The organism is Neisseria weixii, from assembly GCF_042658245.1.
Classification (GTDB): domain Bacteria; phylum Pseudomonadota; class Gammaproteobacteria; order Burkholderiales; family Neisseriaceae; genus Neisseria; species Neisseria weixii.
Genome location: NZ_JBHSPY010000001.1, coordinates 143,961 through 163,659 on the forward strand (window position 1 = coordinate 143,961; position 19,699 = coordinate 163,659).

Sequence of the window (19,699 nt, forward strand, 5' to 3'; positions counted from 1 at the left end):
AATTTTAGCATTGAAAATAGGCCGTCTGAAAGTCAGGATAAAGGTTTCAGACGGCCTGTTTTCATCGTAAAATAAAGTTTGATTTGCATGACAACAAAGGAAGAAACATGAGCGGAAACCAAACCACCCACGCCAAGCCCGAAGGCGAATTGATGCTGCGCACGGTCGCGCGGCCGAAAGACACCAACACCAATTTAGATGTGTTCGGCGGCTGGATTATGTCGCAGATGGATTTGGGCGGCGGCATTTTGGCGGCGGAAATCGCGCAAGGGCGGATTGTCACGGTTTCGGTGCAGGAAATGAGCTTTCTGCGGCCGGTCAAAGTCGGCCATGTGGTCGGCGTGTATGCACGTTGTTTGGGTGTGGGCAATACCTCGCTGAAAATTGAAGTGGAAGTGTGGGTGAAACCGTTTGTCGCCGATGAGCCGAATATTCCGCTCGAGCTGGTCACAGAAGCGGTATTCACTTTCATTGCCATCGACCACGAAGGCCGCCCACGCCCGATTCCGCGCGACAATAATCCGCGCTTGGATGCATTTTTATCGCCGAAACAGGCCGTCTGAATATGAATCAGGCCACTTTATTCAGCGGCATTACAGAACGCTTCGGTGCCGAGCCGCAGTATTTGTGGGCGAAATTTCCTGAATACGCTGTGTTCCGCCATACTGGGGGAAAGCAGAAATGGTTTTGCGCTTATCTGCCGGTGGCCGCTGAAAAAATCGGTCGCAACGGCAATGATAATGTGGCTTTGCTGAACGTGAAATGCCCGCCGGAAATGGTCGGCGGCTTGCGGCAGATGCCAGGTGTTTTGCCGGCTTATCACATGAACAAAACGCATTGGATAAGCTTGGTCTTGGCGGAAGTGGATGCGGATTTGGTGTGGCAATTGCTGGCGCAGAGTTTTGCGCTGACGAAAAAGTGATGAAACGCGAATCTCTTTTTTTAGGCAAATAACCATGCCGCCTGAAACGTTTCAGACGGCATGAGACCTTTGCAAACCCCGGATTTGAGTACAGGTCAAAGTTATAGCAGCACAGAAAGCGCAGACCTATCATTTAGATAAACAAGTTTTCGAGCAGCGCATAACGAAGAAATGTGCCAAAGATGGGGATTTTGCAAAGGTCTCGACATGATTATTCTTCATCCTACAACACTTCCACCGCAAAATCCGACAAACGCGAGCGTTCGCCTTGCTGCAACGTGATGCGGCCATAGTGCTGCCAGCCTTTAAACCGCTCAACCACATAACTCAAGCCGCTGCTGCCTTCGGTGAGATACGGCGTGTCGATTTGCGCCAAATTGCCCAAGGATACCACTTTCGTGCCTTTGCCTGCGCGGGTAATCAGGGTTTTCACCTGCTTGGCGTTCAGGTTTTGCGCTTCATCGATGATGACGAATTTGTTTTGAAACGTGCGCCCGCGCATAAAATTAAGCGAGCGCACTTTAATGCGGGCGCGGATTAAGTCGGACGTGGCTTTTTTCGCCCATGCGCTGAATTCGTCGCCGTCATTTTGCTGGGCCAATACTTCCAAATTGTCTTCCAGCGCGCCCATCCACGGATTCATTTTCTCTTCTTCCGTGCCCGGTAAAAAGCCGATGTCTTCGCCCACCTGCACAGTGATGCGGGTCATGATGATTTCGTTGTAGCGCTTGTCGTCAAAGGTTTGTGTCAACGCGGCGGCAAGCGTCAGCAGCGTTTTGCCGGTGCCGGCCTGCCCTAGAATCGTTACCAAATCAATTTCGGGATCCATCAATAAATTCAAGGCGAAGTTTTGTTCGCGGTTGCGGGCGGAAATGCCGAATACATTGTTGCGGCCGCTGTAATCTTTTAAGGTTTCGAGCAACACTTTACCTTGGTTTGCTCGATAACGCGTGCGCTCAAAGGTGGTTCGCCGTGTTCGTCCACCAATAATTCGTTGAGCAGTAAATGCGGCGTATCTTTGCCTTCGATATGGTAATAGGCGCGGCCGTTTTCCTGCCATGAATTCAAATGCGTGCCGTTGTTTGCCCAAAATTCCGGTGTGAGTCTGCGCAAACCGCTGTATAGAATATCGCTGTCTTCCAATACGTTATCGTTAATGTAGTCTTCAGCATTCAAGCCCAGCGTGCGCGCTTTGATGCGGATATTGATGTCTTTCGACACCAATGCGACATAACCGTAATCACCGCAAATGCGGTACGACAGGCTCATCACCACCGCTAAAATCTGATTATCGCCGGCTTGTCTGCTCAATACTTCGGGCAAATCGGCCTGCAGCATTTCGGTTTGCAGAAACAATTTACCCTTGGCATCGGCGTGCCCCAATACATTCAGCGCAATACCCTGATGCAGCCCATGCAGCTCGGCGTTGAGCAGTTCATCCAGATAACGGCTGGTCTGACGGGCATTACGCGCTACGTCAGACGAGCCTTTTTTGTGATTGTCCATTTCTTCCAAGGTCACCATCGGAATAAAAATGCCGTGTTCCTGAAAACGGAACAGGCAAGACGGGTCGTGCAACATCACATTGGTATCGGGAATAAACAGCTTGCGGCTGCCACCGGTGAGCTTTGGAGACATGGTGCGTTCCTTTTTGTGGTTGAGATGAAATCGGCTTCAGTTTGGCAAAGCTGTGTTACAAAGGCATGAAATAAATATCAACACCTTGATACCTTTGAAAAATTTTCATTTTGGACATTTCTTCGTTATGCGCTGCTCGAAAACTTGTTTATCTAAATGATAGGTCTGCGCTTTCTGTGCTGCTATAACTTTGACCTGTACCCAGATCTGAAGTTTTGCAAAGATCTCACCTTAATTTTATTGGGTTTAGAGATTGGTTGATTGTGACAAATATGAAAAAGGCCGTCTGAAAAAATAGTTTTCAGACGGCCTTTGATGATTTAAACCCGATTAGTTTTCAAGCGGAATGATACCGATTTTGGCTTGCCATTGTTTCGGTGCGATGGCGTGGATGGATTGGCCGTCGCTGTCGACCGCCACGGTCACCGGCATGTCTTTGACGTCAAATTCGTAAATGGCTTCCATGCCCAATTCAGGAAACGCCAGCACCTTGGCACCTTTGATGGCTTTGGCTACCAAATAGGCCGCACCGCCCACCGCCATCAGATACACGGCTTTGTTGTCGGCAATGGCTTCGCAAGTGGCGGCACCGCGTTCGGATTTGCCGATCATACCGAGCAGGCCGGTTTGTTCCAGCATTTGGCGGGTGAATTTGTCCATGCGGGTTGCGGTAGTCGGGCCGGCCGGCCCCACCACTTCATCACCCACCGGGTCAACCGGGCCGACGTAGTAAATCAGGCGGTTGGTGAAATCAACCGGTAATGGCTCGCCTTTGTTCAACATATCGACCATGCGTTTGTGCGCAGCATCTCGGCCGGTCAGGATTTTGCCGTTGAGCAGCAATACGTCGCCGGTTTTCCATGTAGCCACTTCTTCTTTGGTCAGGTTGTTCACGTCAACGCGTTTGCCGTTGTCGGGATTGTAGGCGATATCCGGCCAATCTTCCACGCTCGGCGGTGTCAGCCCTACCGGACCTGATCCGTCCAATTCAAATTCAATGTGGCGGGTGGCCGCGCAGTTCGGAATCATGGCAATCGGCTTCGACGCAGCATGGGTCGGGTAATCCAAGATTTTCACGTCCAACACGGTGGTCAATCCGCCCAAACCTTGTGCGCCGATGCCCAATGCGTTGACTTTCTCAAATAATTCCAAACGCAGCGCTTCGGTGGTCGACAGCTCGGCGCCTGATTCTGCTTTGGCTTGCAAATCTTGAATGTCGATATGATCCATCAGCGATTCTTTGGCCATCAACACGGCTTTTTCAGGCGTACCGCCGATACCGATGCCCAAAATGCCCGGCGGACACCAGCCCGCGCCCATGGTTGGAATGGTTTTCAATACCCAATCTACAATGTTGTCAGAAGGATTCAGCATCGCCAATTTGGATTTGTTTTCCGAGCCGCCTCCTTTGGCTGCGCAAGTCACTTCTACTTTATCCCCCGGCACAATGCTCATGTGAATCACGGCCGGCGTGTTGTCTTTGGTGTTTTGGCGTTTGCCCGCAGGGTCGGCCAATACGGAAGCACGCAAGGTGTTGCCTTCCCAAGTATAGGCACGGCGCACACCTTCGTTAACCATATCTTCCACGCTCATTTCGGCATCCCATTGCACATTCATACCGACTTTCAAAAACACGGTGGCAATACCGGTGTCTTGGCAAATCGGGCGGCGGCCTTCGGCACACATGCGGCTGTTGACCAGAATTTGTGTCATCGCATCTTTGGCGGCCGGATTTTCCTCTTTCTGCCACGCCTGATAGAGCGCGTCGATATAATCTTTCGGGTGGTAATAGCTGATAAACTGGAAAGCATCGCAAATGCTGCGGATGAAATCCTCTTGTTTGATGACGGTCATGGCAGTTCCTTTATTAAATAAAAAAGTTTGGTTTGTGTTGTTGTGGGCAGAGCCTGTTTTCAGACGGCCTATTTGTAAGCGTTATAGTGCTTGTTTTTAAGGCAGAAAAACAGTCTATATTTGCTAATCTTTTGATTTTCCTTTAATTTAATAACTGATAAATTTACTCAGAATTTGATAACCTAAATCTTTTGCCTGTATATCAATTGGGAATAATCTTACATTTCATCGAGGCAATGGTTAAACTTTGTCTATGCCGGCCAACTTTTGAATACAGGGCTGTTTTCAAAATGAATTACCTATCATTCTGTTTTCAGACGGCCTTTTGCGGTAATTTAAACTACACAATCGCAAAATCTTTGTCATCTTTTTAACAACAGCGTTTGACCAACATCAAGTTACATGCGATTAGTGAAATTAAACAACACAACAGCCCATGTTCTGTGATTTCAATTTTTCATAATAATATTCAATTAATTATGAAAATATCTGATTTATAAATAATGGTATTTATTTTTAAAAATATTCCGATTTTTTTCTATTTCTATTTTTTATGAAATTATTTTTCTTTGGTAATCAGTTTTTTAGCATTCAACCGGTTTAAAATCACGCTTTTTTTGTTCACAATCCTTCAAACAGCCTCGCCATCCCCGCCTACCATCAAATTTACCTTAATTTCTGCTACACTTATTACATTAAATAAGCCTTGATTTATAACAAAAAATTCCTGACGAATCTACTCAGGTTTTAAAAATCAAAACTTATGTAATAAAAATACATAAAACAACACGCCACTATTACTCTTTCTTTTCAACAGGACACAACCCATGAGTGATTTGATTACCCTCACCATCGACGGCCACGAAGTACACGCTTCTCCCGACTCGTCCATTATTCAGGCCTATGCCCGTGCCGGCAGCGCGCTTACCGCAAACGTCGGCTGCATGGGTCAAGGTGTCTGCGGCTCGTGCCGCTGCATGGTGCGCAAAGAAGGCGAACGTGATGTCACCACCGCTCTTGCTTGCGAAACCAAAGTTGAAGCCGGTATGCAGGTAAGCTTTATTGATTACTTTATCCCCGAGCATATTCAGTATTACGACATCAAAGAAATCGGCGATGGCTGGAACTGGCTCGACGACACCGCCAAATCTTTCCCCGAAGCGCAAAACTGCCGACACTGCGGCGGCTGCAACCGCGCCTGCCCGAAAGGCTTGCAGGTTGAAAACGGCGTAGCACAGGTGGTATTGGGCGATTTCGGCGCGGCGGCGGATACTTTCGACCAATGCGTGATGTGCAACTTATGCACTCTCGCCTGCCCCGAACACATCCGCCCCAACCATCTAGGCTTGTTTGCCCGCCGCATGAAAGCCGCACGTACGCTGCGTCCGGTGGATTTGATGCGCCGTCTGCGCGAAATCGACAGCGGCAAAATGCGCGTGGAATTTGAAGAGGAGGCCGTCTGAAATGGAAAAGCAAGTAACAGGTATTGATTACGAAACCGCTTTGGCCAATTTGCACGGGTCATCATTGGAAATGCGCACTGATTTGCCACCGAAAGACGAATTATTAAGCCGCTTCCACCCCGACTACCAACCGAGCGCGCGCGTGAAGCTGCCGATTGGTCCGAATGCCGGCGACTATTGCCATCCTGATTTGGCCAAACTGTTAATCAGCCGGCCTTTGATTGACGATTACGATTTATCGCGTGCCGAACACGTTAATACCGATGTATTGGTAATTGGCGGCGGCGGTGCAGGTGCGGCAGCGGCCTTGTCGGCCAGCGAAACCGGCGCCCGTGTGATGATGGCAAACAAACTGCGCATCGGCGACAGCAATACCGTGATGGCCGAAGGCGGCATTCAAGCGGCAGTCGGCACCGAAGACAGTTTGCAACAACACTTTGACGACACCATCAAAGGCGGCCACAACGCGGCGAAAAAGGCTCTGGTGGCACAAATGGTTACTGACGCACCATCGGCCATCCGTTGGCTGATTGGCTTGGGCATGACTTTCGATTTGGCGCAAGGTGCCGACAGTAACGGCCATCTAAGCCGCAAACGCGCCGGCGGCACCACCGTGCCGCGCATTCTGCACTACCGCGACTTTACCGGTTTGGAAATGATGCGCGTGTTGCGTGAAGCGGTGGAGCTCGATGAAAACATCACCCAATTCAACCGCCATCCGGCCATCGAATTGTTGTCCGATGAACACGGCCGTTGCGTCGGTGCGATTTTGTACGATTTGGAAAAACGCAGCCTGCTGCTGGTACACGCCAAATCTGTGGTGTTGGCAACCGGCGGTTCAGGCCGTCTGCACTTGCAGGGTTTTGCCACATCCAACCACTACGGCGCAACCGCCGACGGTTTGGTGATGGCCTACCGCATCGGCGTGAAATTGCGTGATGTCGATTCCTTCCAATACCACCCCACCGGCGTGGCACACCCGCCGCACTTGGCCGGCGCTTTGATTTCCGAAGCTGTCCGTTCGGCAGGCACCAAATTGGTGAACGGTTTGGGTGAGCGTTTTGTCGATGAATTACAACCACGCGACGTGGTCGCCGCCGCGATTTTGCGCGAAGTGGCAGAAGGCCGCGGCGTGGTGCGCGACGGCCAAGTAGGCGTGTTCTTAGATACTCCGCGTTTAATTGAAAACGATCCCGAAGTGTTGAACCGCTTGGTTACTTTAGGCCACGTTGCCCACAAATGCGGTGTGGATCCGAAAGTAGAACCGATGATGATTCACCCGACGCTGCACTATCAAAACGGCGGCATGGAAATCAACGGCGACGGCTCGACCACCGTACCGGGTTTATACGCGGCAGGCGAAGTCACCGGCGGCATTCACGGCCGCAACCGCCTGATGGGCAATGCCCTGCTCGACATCATCAGCTTCGGCCGACGCGCCGGAGTGGCGGCGGCCAACTGCGGCTTACCTTTGAAAAAAGTACGCGGCGGTGTGGATCATGTGCATGATTTACAACGTGAAATGACCCGCGCCGGTTTGAGCAGCGATGTCAAAGCGCCGGTATTGTATCCGGATTACGGTAGATTCGATTTACGCGAACACGCAGGCTTGAAGGAGGTGCAATCATGAATCAGGCCAACCAAAACTTATTACACCCCGCCCGCCGGGTAGGCGCAGATTTGGCTGCTTGGCGCAATGTCGGCGGCGGAGAAGGCTTGCTGGCGGCATTGGCCGACCCGCAAAATATTGTGTCGAAGCTGCAAGAAGCCAACTTGTGCGGCATGGGCGGCGCCGGTTTCCCGACTTGGCGCAAATGGGAAGCGGCGGTCGCCGCACAAAGCAAAAACGGCGACAAATACGTCGTGTGCAACGCCAATGAAGACGAACCGGGCACTTTTAAAGACCGTGTGTTACTGGCGCAAACCCCGCATCAAGTGATTGAAGGCGTATTGATTGCGGCCGTAGCCTGTCGCGCCAACAAAGCCGTTCTGTATGTAAACCCGCACCAAACTGAATCGATTGCTTCGCTGATTCCGTCGATTGAACAATGGAAACAAAGCGATTTGTTTATCCGCATTGAAAACTATCTCGGTAAGCCTTTGGATCTGCAACTGGTGGAAACATCCGGCCGCTACATCGGCGGCGAAGAAACCGCGGTGATTTCGTGGCTGGAAGGCGGTTTCCCTTTCCCGCGCCGCAAGCCGCCATTCCCTGCGGAAAGCGGTGTCAACGGCGAACCGACACTGATTAACAATACCGAAACGTTTGCCAATATTCCGCAAATTTTGGCCAAAGGCGCAGAATGGTACCGCAGCTTAGGCTTGGGCGATGCGGTCGGCACCAAACTGTATTCGTTATCAGGTGACGTGTTAAACCCGGGCTTATACGAATTGCCGATGGGCACCACGCTTTACACGCTGATTTTCGAATATGGCGGCGGTATGCTCGAAGGCCGAACCTTCAAAGCCGTGTTTACCGGCGGCCCGTCGAATACCCTGCTGACAGCCAAAGATTTAGATGTACCGCTGGATTTTGTGTCCGTGCGCGAACGCAAATCCAGCTTGGGCACCGGTGCAATGATTGTGATTTCGGAAGGTACCAGCGTGGTACGTAAGGTATCGGAATACGTGGAATTTTTTGCGGCCAACTCTTGCGGCCAATGCCCGCCTTGCAAGGGCGGTACGTTCCAACTGTCGCGCCTGCTCAACCGTGTGGACACCGGCATCGGCACCGCCGACGACTTGCGCGCCTTACAAAGCCTGTGCCAAATTTTGCCAAAAAGTGGCCGCTGCGGCTTGATTGACGGGGCGGTTACCGTGTTGCAAAGCTCATTGCGCACCTTCCCGGAAGAATACGGTTTGGCATCGGCTGAGCAGGACTAAACCTATTTTTCAGACGGCCTTGACAGCGCATGTTGTCAAAAAGGCCGTCTGAAAATTGATGTATGCCATCCATCGTTTTAGTGTTGGCCAAGATTTCAGACGGCCTCAAGGTTTTACGCTATGATACCGCCTGAATCGCTACCCAACATCAAAAACACACCCCGACAGACTGCTTTGGCTTTTTTCAAAGCCGTCTGAAAAACATAAGAAAAACATCAAACTGCACATTATTTTAATCTTTCAGACGGCCTGATTGAAAAAGGCCGTCTGAAAACAGTTTTGACAATACTTCATGATTGGAGATGAAACATGGGTTTTAAACCTATACCTGCGGCGGTCGCGCTGGCGCTGACGCTGCTGATTTGGTTCGGCATCCCGGTGCCGGAAGGTGTGTCACCGCAAGCGTGGCACTTGTTGGCGCTGTTTGTCGGCATTATTGCGGGCATCATCGGCAAAGCCATGCCGATTGGCGCGATGGCCATGTTGGCCATTACTTTGGTTGCGCTCACCGGCGTGACCGTGCCTGAATTGGTTGACGGCAAGCCGGTAAAAAATCCGGCCGGCCAAGCCATGAAAGATGCTTTGAGCAGCTTGAACAACTCGCTGATATGGATGATTGGTGTCGCCATCATGATTTCACGCGGCCTGCTGAAAACCGGATTGGGCGCGCGCATCGGTTATTTGTTGATTTCATGGTTCGGCAAACGCACTTTGGGCGTGGGCTACAGCTTGGCGATTGCCGATTTGTTTATCGCACCGGTCACTCCGAGCAACACCGCACGCGGCGGCGCGATTGTACACCCGATTATGAAATCCATTGCTTTAAGCTTTGATTCCAATCCGGAAAACGGCACTGAAGGCAAAATCGGTAAATATCTGGCCTTGGTCAACTACCACGCCAACATCATCACCTGTTGTATCTTCATCACCGCCACCGCACCCAACCCTTTGGTGGTTGAGCTGGTTGCCAAAGCCACCAATTCCGATATCCACCTGACTTGGGGTACTTGGTTTATGGCGATGGTGGTGCCGGGTTTGGTCGCCTTGCTGATTATGCCTGTGGTGCTGTATTTCCTGTATCCGCCTGAAATCAAGCAAACACCGAATGCCACTGCGCTGGCCAAAGAAGAATTGCGCAAAATGGGTCCGATGCAGCGCAACGAAAAAATCATGCTGGCGATTTTCTTGTTGCTGCTGGTGTTGTGGGCAGGTGTACCGGAAATGTTGTTCGGCGTGAAAATCGACGCCACTGCCACCACTTTCTTGGGCTTTTCATTGTGTCTGCTCACCGGCGTATTGACTTGGGAAGACGCCTTGAAAGAAAAAGGCGCATGGGATACCATCGTTTGGTTTGCCGCTTTGGTGATGATGGCCAACTTCTTAAACAAATTGGGCTTAATCGGCTGGCTGTCTGATTACCTGCAAGCCGGTATTTCCGGCATGGGTTTGGATTGGGCCGGTGGTTGTGCCTTATTGGTGGCGGCTTATGTGTATTCGCACTATATGTTTGCCAGCGGCACTGCCCACGTTACGGCCATGTTCGGCGCATTCTACGGTGCAGGTTTGGCATTGGGCGCTCCCCCTATGCTGTTTGCCTTAGTGATGGCTGCATCGACCGGTATTATGATGTCGCTCACCCACTACGCTTCCGGTTCTTCTCCGGTGATTTACGGTTCTAATTTCGTCACCATGCAGGAATGGTGGAAAGCGGGCTTTATCATGAGCGTGTTGGAACTGCTGATTTTCGGCACCATCGGCATTATGTGGTGGAAGGTGCTGGGTTACTGGTAATCAACACCGTAAATTGACCTAACATGAATAAAGGCCGTCTGAAAATTCGTTTTTGCTCCGCAGAAACTTCGTTTTCAGACGGCCTTTGTTATACAATAAACGCATTCTGTTTATTCTCAATTCAATTACCGTGAAAATCCTGATTCTCGGCAGCGGCCAAGTCGGCTCGACCGTTGCCCAAAACCTTGCTTCCTTATCCAGCAATGACGTTACCATCGTCGATGTCGATGAAAAAGCCCTGCAACAGCTCAGCAAGCTCGATGTGCAAACCATCATCGGCAACGGCGCATCTCCTTTCGTGTTGGAACGAGCCGCCGCCGCCGATGCCGATTTGCTGCTTGCGCTGACCCGTAGTGACGAAACCAATATCGTTGCCTGCAAAATCGCTGCTGATATTTTCAACGTACCCAACCGCATCGCACGCGTGCGTTCGAGTGAATATTTGGAATACAGTTTTCCCAACAAAGAAGGCGAAGACAGCAACAGCTTAAATATTTTCGACATCACCGAAACCATCAGCCCCGAGCAATTGGTGACTGAGCAATTGGTCGGCCTGCTCAGCTATAGCAGCACGTTGCAGGTCTTGAATTTCGCCGACAATAAAGTGCAGATGGTCATTGTTCAGGCGAGGCAAGGAGGCTTACTCGTTGGCAAGGAAATTGCCGACATCAACGCTCATCTGCCTGAAGGCATCGACTGCCAAATCTGCGCCATCTACCGCAACAACCGCCTGATTGTGCCGTCATCGAAAACCGTAATTATCGAAGGTGACGAGGTGTTTTTTGTCGCCAACATCGACAATATCGATGCCATCATCCGCGAATTGCGCCCGAAAGAACAACGCAGCCGGCGCATCATGATTGCCGGAGGCGGCAACATCGGCTACCGCTTGGCTAAAAAACTGGAAAACAAATACGACATCAAAATCATCGAATACAACGCCACCCGCGCCGAATGGCTGGCAGAAAATCTCGACAATACCTTGGTGCTACACGGATCGGCGAATGATGAATCGCTGCTCAACGAAGAATACATCGACGAAATCGATATTTATTGCGCGCTGACCAATGATGACGAAAACAACATCATGTCGAGCCTGCTGGCAAAAAACCTCGGTGCCAAGCGCGTTATTGCCATTGTCAACCGCTCCAGCTACGTTGATTTGCTGGAAGGCAACAAAATTGATATCGTGGTTTCTCCCCACCTGACTACCATCGGCTCGATTCTGGCACACATCCGCCGCGGCGACGTGGTGGCCGTGCATCCGTTGCGCCGCGGTACGGCCGAGGCAATTGAAGTGATTGTGCATGGAGATGAAAACACTTCCGCCATTGTCGGCCGCAAAATCAGCGATGTTAACTGGCCGACCGGTTGCCATTTTGCTGCGCTTGTGCGCGGTGAAGAAGTGATTATGGGGCACCATACCGATGAAATCCTGCAAGAAGGCGACCATGTGATTTTCTTCGTTTCCCGCCGACGCGTGTTGCGCGAACTGGAAAAACTGATTCAAGTAAAAATGGGGTTCTTTGGCTAAATAAACCGCCGGTTTTATAAACATAACCAAGACCCTCGAACACAAAATCGCGACAAGTGAAACGTATTTTCAGACGGCCTGATACCATTTTGTATAACAATATGCTAGATTATTGCCCTATAAATCACCCGAAAGGAAAAGCCATGCTCCGCCCGACTTTAACCGCTTTATTATTTGCCGCGGCCCTGCCCGCCGCCGCCGAACAATTAAATTACAATATTGTCGAATTTTCCGAAAGCGCTGTGATGGAAGTGCCGCGCGACACCATGACCGCCCGTTTCCAAGTGCGTGCCGAAGGCAAAGATCGTCAGGCAGTGAATGCGGCATTTATCAGAAAATTCAATAGTTTCAACCGACAAGCCAAAAACAGCGCTTTCAAAACCGAGCTACTCAGCCGCAACGTTTCACCGCGTTATCAATACACAAACGGCAAGCGCACGCAAACCGGCTGGGAAGAACGCGCTGATTTCAAAGTGGAAAGCAAAGACTTCGCCGCGCTCAACCGTCTGATTGCCGATACCCAAAATGATGCCCATGTCGAATACACCTATTTCAGCGTATCCAAAGAAAAACGCGAATCAGTGATTGACGAAGTGAGTAAATCAGCCATCATCCGCTTCAAGCAACGCGCGCAAACTTTGGCTGAAACCTTAGGCCACCGCGATTACAAAATCGTCAAAATCAACTTAGGCCACATCGGCAGCAACAGTGTGCAATCAGGTCAAATGGCCGAAAGTAAAATGTATCGCGCCGCCGCACCGGAAGCCGCCATGATGATGGATACAGTGGAAACTGCCTCGCCTGGTACGGAAGAAATCAGCATTACGGTTGATGGCTCGGTTCAGATGTAAGGTTTCAGACAGCATATCAACCGAGGCTTTTGCAAAAGTCTCAACTTGCCTATCTAGATGATATGTCTTCGCTTTCTGTGCTGTTGTAACTCCGAACCGTATTCATCAAAAAAGGCCGTCTGAAACGGGCCATTCGTTTCAGAGGGCCTCATCATTTCTATTTCAGCTTTAAATCAACGTTTGTTGCGCTCGTAAATCGGCATCACCTCCGGCAGCATTTTACGGATGGCGTTAATGCGCGCATCGTTAGCCGGGTGTGTGGATAAAACCGAAATCGGTGTACCGCTTTGTGCTTGATTCATTTTCTGCCAAACACTGATGGCCGCTTGCGGATTATAACCGGCCTGTGCCATCAGGCGCACACCGCCGGCATCGGCTTCATTTTCCTGATAACGCGAAAACGGTTTGGTCGCCGCCAAGTCCGCACCCAAACCGATCAAATTACCGTCTACTCCGGTTGCGCTGGCCAAAATCGAGCCGCCGATACCGGTCAAGACTTGGCCGCCGATGGCCTTTTTGCTGTGCTCTAACAAAGCATGGGTCATTTCATGACCAACTACAGCAGCAATTTCATCATCAGTGAGCTTCAGTCGCTCCACCATGCCGGTGTACATCGCCATTTTACCGCCCGGCATCGCCCATGCGTTTATTTCATTGCTGCGAATCACATTCATCTGCCAACTAAACGGCACGCCGGTGCCGTTAGCCTGATTGGCATAAGGCTTCATGCGGTTGAATACGGCATGAACGCGATGTGCGGTTTGCGATGTGATATCCAAAACGCCTTGGCTTTGCGCCTTTTGCATGACCTGCGTATAGTTTTTCGCGGCGCTTTGGTTTAAAGCAGCAGAATCATAACCGACCATGTCCGCCACTGAAGTACAACCCGTCACCGCCAACAAAGCAGCGGTTAACCATGCATAATGTTTGTTTTGAATCGTCATAAATGGCTCCCAGTTACCAGTTAATGGACACAATATAACGTGTAAAGGTGGTTTCAAATGCTTTTATACGTAAAATATACGTAAAAAGGCCGTCTGAAACCTTGTATCTTTCCGATGATCTTCAGACGGCCTTTTTTAACCAAATCATTACGAACGGGTTTGCAACATCCAGGATTGGATACTGCGCGCGTCGTTTACTCGTGTCAGCGAGCTTGGTGAATTCAGCAATACGATGGTGACCGGCTGATTTTGCACATTGGCTTTTACCACCATTGAACGGCCTGCCTCACGGGTGTAACCGGTTTTCTGTAATTCGATATTCCATGAGCCTTCTCGAACCAAGGCATTGGAATTTTTATAGCTTTGACGACCGCGAACGGTATAAACCGAGCCATAATTAGACGTTGAATTTGAACGAATCGACGGATATTTACTCGCTGCCGCAACCAAACGGCTCAAATCATGTGCCGTAGAGACATTACGGAAATCCAAACCGGTCGGCTCATAGAAACGACTGTTGTACATACCCAAGCTTTGTGCCTTGGCATTCATCGCTGCGACAAACGCGCTCATACCGCCCGGATAAGTGCGCCCCAGAGCATGTGTCGCACGGTTTTCGCTGCTCATCAGGCTCAAATGCAGCAATTCGCTGCGGGTTAAGGTAGTACCTATACCCAAACGGCTGCCGGTGCCTTTCAAACGGTCAATTTCAGCCGGTGTAATTTCAACCATTTGGTTCATATCCAACTTGGCATCCAAAATCACCATCGCACTCATCAATTTGGAAATCGACGCAATCGGCATCACACGATTGGCGTTTTTCTGATACAACACTTCGCCCGTGCGGTTATTCAGAATCAGCGCAGATTGCGACAAAAGCAAAGGCCCTGCCATCATGGCTTGGGCTTCCACCTTACCGGCTTGCGTTTCGGCAAATGCGCCCAACGGGTCTTGCTGGGTTGGGAAATTCTGTTCTAAAAACTGGCCCAATACGTCCATATCATCGGCGGCAGCCGGAAATACACTTGCCGCGAGTGCCACGCCCAAGCAGGCCGCACTTAATTTGTTACACCATTTTTTTACTGACATAGCGGTATCTTTCACAGATTTGTTCAACATTTCAATCAATATATTCCAACATTTTCGGCAATTTTAAAAAAAATGTAAAGCAACTCATTGAATTTTTGCGTTTGTTTGCAAGCTTTCCTTAAATTTAATGCGATGTGGAAATTTTCGCAACAACTCACCGGCAAATTTGATAAACCCAGCGATACTTATTATACTTAACCGCTTTACTAAGAAATCATGCCGGAAAGATTTCTTCGCGGCTTTCATATTAATATCTTAAAGAATAAATTATGTCTGAAGAAAAACGCTCATGCTCGTTCTGCGGCAAGTCAGAACACGAAGTCAAAAATTTGATTGAAGGCGAGCACGCTTTTATTTGTAACGAATGTGTTGAAACCTGCGGTGTTATGCTGCAAGACTCCGATAGCGGCGCACCAGCCGAATCAAGCGACATCAAAACTACCGAAAACAGTGCGCTGCCGACTCCTGCCGAAATCGTGGCCAACCTTAACGACCACGTTATCAGCCAAGAGCACGCCAAAAAAGCCTTGGCGGTTGCTGTTTACAACCATTACAAACGCTTACGCCACCCCAAAGCCAACGGCAATGTTGAATTATCCAAATCCAATATTTTGCTGATCGGCCCGACCGGTTCCGGTAAAACCTTGTTGGCGCAATCCTTGGCGCGCAAATTAGACGTGCCTTTTGTAATGGCCGATGCCACCACCCTAACCGAAGCCGGCTATGTCGGTGAAGACGTGGAGCAAATCATTACCAAGCTATTGAGCAAATGCGATTTCGATGTCGAAAAAGCACAACGCGGGATTGTGTACATTGATGAAATCGACAAAATTTCCCGCAAGAGCGACAACCCGTCCATTACTCGAGACGTATCGGGAGAAGGTGTGCAACAAGCTTTGCTGAAACTGATTGAAGGCACGGTTGCCAGCGTTCCGCCACAAGGCGGCCGCAAACATCCGAATCAGGAATTCATCAACGTCGATACCACCAACATCCTGTTTATTTGTGGCGGCGCGTTTGCCGGACTAGAAAAAGTCATCCGCCAACGTACGGAAAAAGGCGGCATCGGCTTTGGTGCAGCGGTACACAGCAAAGACGAAAACATCAATATTTCCGAATTGTTCGAAACCGTCGAACCGGAAGACTTAATCAAATTCGGCCTGATTCCTGAATTAATCGGCCGTTTGCCGGTGATCGCCACCTTGGCCGAACTGGACGAAGATGCCCTGATTAACATCCTAACAAAGCCGAAAAACGCCTTGGTTAAGCAATATCAAATCTTATTCGGCATGGAAAATGTCGAATTGGAAATCGAAGAAAATGCCTTGCGCAGTATTGCCAAGCAAGCGATGGAGCGCAAAACCGGTGCGCGTGGCTTACGCTCGATTGTCGAACGCTGCCTGCTCGACACCATGTATCAATTGCCGGACTTGAAAGACGTGAAAAAAGTCGTTATCAATCAAAATGTCATTGACAAAGGCGAAGACCCAATATTGCTGCTGGCTGACGGCAGCGAATACAAAGAGCTTAACGCAGCCGCGAAAAAAACGCGCAAAAATACCAAATAAAGAGCTTTGCAAAACCCTAGATTTGAGTGCAGTTCAAAGTTGTCGCAGCACAGAGGACGAAGAGATATCATCAAGATAGGCAAGCTTTCGAGCAGCGTATAATGAAGAAATGTGCCAAAGATAGGGATTTTGCAAAGGTCTCAAATAATTTGCAATATCAAATCATTGCGTAAACAGGCCGTCTGAAAAATCTGTTGTTTAAAGTATCGCTTTACGCTCAGATATTTTCAGACGGCCTAATTCTTAATATGAGAAAAAATCTTTATTACATCTTACAACAAGAGTATTTTCATTTCTTTAAAATTAGTCTATGATGATAAAGAAGGATTGTTCACAATCTTTAACGCAAACTTTCGCAATCCCTCAGAAGAAAAACACCATAAAGGAACAAAGAGATGTTAGAAGCCTATCGCAAAGCCGCTGCTGAGCGCGCCACCCTTGGTATTCCTCCCCTCCCTCTCGATGCACAGCAAACTGCCGACTTGATCGAGCTGTTGAAAAACCCGCCTGAAGGCGAAGGTGAATTCTTAGTTGACCTGTTGGTTAACCGTGTTCCGCCGGGCGTAGATGATGCCGCCAAAGTGAAAGCCTCTTTCTTGGCTGCCGTTGCCGAAGGAAGCGCTTCCAGCCCATTGATTTCTGCAGAATACGCCACCGAATTGCTCGGCACCATGCTCGGCGGTTACAACATCCATCCGTTAATCGAATTACTCGACAATGACCAATTGGCACCTATCGCTGCCAAAGGTTTGAAACACACATTGTTGATGTTCGATTCATTCCACGATGTACAAGAAAAAGCCGGAAAAGGCAATGTTCATGCTAAAGAAGTGTTGCAATCATGGGCTGATGCCGAATGGTTTACTTCTCGCGAAGCTGTTCCTGAAAAAATTACGGTAACCGTATTCAAAGTTGACGGCGAAACCAACACTGACGACTTGTCTCCCGCACCTGATGCATGGAGCCGTCCCGACATTCCTCTGCATGCCTTGGCTATGCTGAAAAACCCGCGCGACGGTATCAACCCTGATAAACCGGGCGAAGTGGGTCCAATCAAATTATTGGAAGAATTGAAAGCCAAAGGCCACCCTGTCGCTTACGTTGGCGATGTAGTGGGTACCGGTTCTTCGCGTAAATCAGCGACCAATTCTGTAATCTGGCACACTGGTGAAGATATTCCTTTCGTACCGAACAAACGCTTCGGTGGCGTATGTTTAGGCGGTAAAATTGCCCCGATTTTCTTCAATACCCAAGAAGACTCTGGCGCATTACCAATCGAAGTAGACGTATCAGCTCTGCAAATGGGTGACGTTGTCGACATCTTGCCATACGAAGGCAAAATCGTGAAAAACGGCGAAACTGTTGCAGAATTTGTGTTGAAATCTCAAGTATTGTTGGATGAAGTGCAAGCCGGTGGTCGTATTAACCTGATTATTGGCCGTGGTTTGACTGCCAAAGCGCGCGAAGCTTTGGGTCTGCCTGCTTCTGATAAATTCCGCTTGCCGCAAGCACCTGCTGAAACCAAAGCTGGTTTCTCATTGGCGCAAAAAATGGTTGGTCGCGCATGTGGCTTACCTGAAGGTCAAGGTGTTCGCCCGGGTACTTACTGCGAACCACGCATGACGACTGTCGGTTCACAAGACACCACCGGCCCGATGACCCGCGACGAGTTGAAAGACTTGGCTTGCTTGGGTTTCTCTGCCGATATGGTTATGCAGTCGTTCTGTCACACCGCAGCTTATCCGAAACCGGTTGACGTACGTACCCACAAAGAATTGCCTGAATTTATCTCTACTCGTGGCGGCGTATCGCTACGCCCGGGTGACGGTGTGATTCACTCATGGTTAAACCGTTTGCTGTTGCCGGATACAGTCGGCACCGGTGGCGACTCACACACCCGTTTCCCAATCGGCATTTCATTCCCTGCCGGTTCTGGCTTGGTAGCCTTTGCCGCGGCAACCGGCGTTATGCCTTTGGATATGCCTGAGTCTGTATTGGTACGCTTTAGCGGCAAATTGCAACCGGGCGTGACCTTGCGCGATTTGGTGAACTCGATTCCATTGTATGCCATTAAAAACGGTTTGCTTACGGTTGCCAAAGCCGGCAAGAAAAACATCTTCTCCGGCCGCATCTTGGAAATCGAAGGTTTGCCCGATTTGAAAGTTGAACAGGCATTTGAATTGTCTGACGCTTCTGCAGAGCGTTCCGCAGCCGGTTGTACCGTGAAGCTGAACAAAGAGCCGATCATCGAATACATGACTTCTAACATCGTGTTGATGAAAAACATGATCGCAGATGGTTATAAAGATGCCCGCACTTTGGAACGCCGCATTAAAGCCATGGAAGCTTGGTTGGCTGATCCGCAATTGTTGGAAGGCGATGCCGATGCCGAATATGCGGCGGTTCTCGAAATTAACATGGACGACATCAAAGAGCCAATCATCGCCTGCCCGAACGATCCGGACGACGTATGCTTCATGTCTGAAAAATCAGGCACTGTGATTGACGAAGTGTTCATCGGTTCTTGTATGACCAACATCGGCCACTTCCGTGCGGCTTCTAAATTGCTCGAAGGCAAAACCGATACTTCGGTTCGCCTGTGGATTGCGCCACCGACCAAAATGGATGCAAAACAACTGTCCGACGAAGGTCACTATGGTGTATTGGGCCGTGCCGGCGCACGCATGGAAATGCCGGGCTGCTCATTGTGTATGGGTAACCAAGCACAGGTGCGCGAAGGCGCGACTGTAATGTCGACTTCAACCCGTAACTTCCCGAACCGCTTAGGTAAAAATACCAACGTGTTCTTAGGTTCGGCAGAATTAGCCGCGATTTGCTCTAAACTGGGTAAAATCCCAACCATCGAAGAATACCAAGCCAACATCGGTATCATCGATGAAAACGGTGATCAAATCTACCGCTATATGAACTTCAACGAAATCGCCACCTACAACGAAGTTGCCGAAAAAGTGAATGTATAATTAGCGTAGGCTAAACCATCAAAGGCCGTCTGAAAGTATTTCCTTTCAGACGGCCTTTTAGTTTAATTGTCATTAATCAATCAGTAGCGGGAGCTTAAAGCATAAAATCACAAAGCCATCTGAAACATATGTTTCAGACGGCTTCTTCCAAACAGTAGCGTGATGTAAATCACATCCTGAC

Annotated in this window: 15 protein-coding genes; 10 read left to right on the forward strand and 5 right to left on the reverse strand. The window is 49.6% G+C overall.

The window, feature by feature from the left end:
- Positions 1-107: 107 nt before the first annotated feature.
- Together yciA and ACFPVS_RS00740 are read left to right on the forward strand one after the other, a co-directional pair.
- Positions 108-563 (forward strand): acyl-CoA thioester hydrolase YciA, encoded by a 456-nt coding sequence (gene yciA, locus ACFPVS_RS00735; RefSeq protein WP_096294881.1) that lies wholly within the window; start codon positions 108-110, stop codon positions 561-563.
- Positions 564-565: 2 nt separating this feature from the next.
- The gene (locus ACFPVS_RS00740) at positions 566-922 is read left to right on the forward strand and encodes an MmcQ/YjbR family DNA-binding protein (RefSeq protein WP_096294880.1); all 357 of its coding nucleotides are present in this window, start codon (positions 566-568) and stop codon (positions 920-922) included.
- Between the two features lie 223 nt (positions 923-1,145).
- Here the strand turns inward: ACFPVS_RS00740 and ACFPVS_RS13735 are convergent, their stop codons facing one another.
- From ACFPVS_RS13735 to ACFPVS_RS00755, 3 genes are all read right to left on the reverse strand, one after another.
- Positions 1,146-1,844: a PhoH family protein gene (locus ACFPVS_RS13735; protein WP_232507522.1), complete on the reverse strand. Its 699-nt coding sequence runs from the start codon at positions 1,842-1,844 to the stop codon at positions 1,146-1,148.
- On the reverse strand, positions 1,829-2,560 hold the full coding sequence (locus ACFPVS_RS13740; protein ID WP_232507521.1) for a PIN domain-containing protein: 732 nt from the start codon (positions 2,558-2,560) through the stop codon (positions 1,829-1,831). Before ACFPVS_RS13740 ends, ACFPVS_RS13735 begins: the two co-directional genes overlap by 16 nt.
- Before the next feature lie 330 nt (positions 2,561-2,890).
- Positions 2,891-4,414, reverse strand: coding sequence for a fumarate hydratase (locus ACFPVS_RS00755; protein WP_096294879.1), 1,524 nt, complete (start codon positions 4,412-4,414; stop codon positions 2,891-2,893).
- 827 nt (positions 4,415-5,241) lie between these two features.
- On the opposite strand from ACFPVS_RS00755, the gene ACFPVS_RS00760 reads away from it, so the two are divergent.
- The 6 genes from ACFPVS_RS00760 (at position 5,242) to ACFPVS_RS00785 (ending at position 12,936) form a co-directional block, all read left to right on the forward strand.
- On the forward strand, positions 5,242-5,877 hold the full coding sequence (locus ACFPVS_RS00760) for a 2Fe-2S iron-sulfur cluster-binding protein (protein WP_096294878.1): 636 nt from the start codon (positions 5,242-5,244) through the stop codon (positions 5,875-5,877).
- Position 5,878: 1 nt separating this feature from the next.
- Complete coding sequence (locus ACFPVS_RS00765; RefSeq protein WP_378595147.1) at positions 5,879-7,507, forward strand: FAD-binding protein; 1,629 nt, start codon at positions 5,879-5,881, stop codon at positions 7,505-7,507.
- Positions 7,504-8,760, forward strand: a complete 1,257-nt coding sequence (locus ACFPVS_RS00770) for a complex I 51 kDa subunit family protein (RefSeq protein ID WP_096294877.1) — start codon at positions 7,504-7,506, stop codon at positions 8,758-8,760. The genes ACFPVS_RS00765 and ACFPVS_RS00770 overlap by 4 nt, the downstream gene beginning before the upstream one ends.
- A gap of 309 nt (positions 8,761-9,069) precedes the next feature.
- Entirely contained in the window at positions 9,070-10,551 is a 1,482-nt protein-coding gene (locus ACFPVS_RS00775; protein WP_096294876.1) for a DASS family sodium-coupled anion symporter, read from the forward strand.
- Positions 10,552-10,681: 130 nt separating this feature from the next.
- Positions 10,682-12,085 carry a Trk system potassium transporter TrkA gene (gene trkA / locus ACFPVS_RS00780; RefSeq protein WP_096296086.1) on the forward strand — a complete coding sequence of 468 codons (1,404 nt, stop codon included), beginning with the start codon at positions 10,682-10,684 and terminating at the stop codon, positions 12,083-12,085.
- A gap of 143 nt (positions 12,086-12,228) precedes the next feature.
- Positions 12,229-12,936, forward strand: coding sequence for an SIMPL domain-containing protein (locus ACFPVS_RS00785; RefSeq protein WP_096294875.1), 708 nt, complete (start codon positions 12,229-12,231; stop codon positions 12,934-12,936).
- Positions 12,937-13,109: 173 nt separating this feature from the next.
- On the opposite strand, the gene ACFPVS_RS00790 is transcribed toward ACFPVS_RS00785, so the two are convergent.
- Both ACFPVS_RS00790 and ACFPVS_RS00795 read right to left on the reverse strand, forming a co-directional pair.
- Positions 13,110-13,880 (reverse strand): M48 family metallopeptidase, encoded by a 771-nt coding sequence (locus ACFPVS_RS00790; protein WP_096294874.1) that lies wholly within the window; start codon positions 13,878-13,880, stop codon positions 13,110-13,112.
- A 147-nt stretch (positions 13,881-14,027) separates the two neighbouring features.
- Entirely contained in the window at positions 14,028-14,969 is a 942-nt protein-coding gene (locus ACFPVS_RS00795; protein WP_096296085.1) for a serine hydrolase, read from the reverse strand.
- Positions 14,970-15,238: 269 nt separating this feature from the next.
- On the opposite strand from ACFPVS_RS00795, the gene clpX reads away from it, so the two are divergent.
- Positions 15,239-16,537, forward strand: coding sequence for an ATP-dependent Clp protease ATP-binding subunit ClpX (gene clpX, locus ACFPVS_RS00800; protein WP_096294873.1), 1,299 nt, complete (start codon positions 15,239-15,241; stop codon positions 16,535-16,537).
- 395 nt (positions 16,538-16,932) lie between these two features.
- Positions 16,933-19,518, forward strand: coding sequence for a bifunctional aconitate hydratase 2/2-methylisocitrate dehydratase (gene acnB / locus ACFPVS_RS00805; protein WP_123803962.1), 2,586 nt, complete (start codon positions 16,933-16,935; stop codon positions 19,516-19,518).
- The last annotated feature ends 181 nt before the right edge of the window (positions 19,519-19,699 follow it).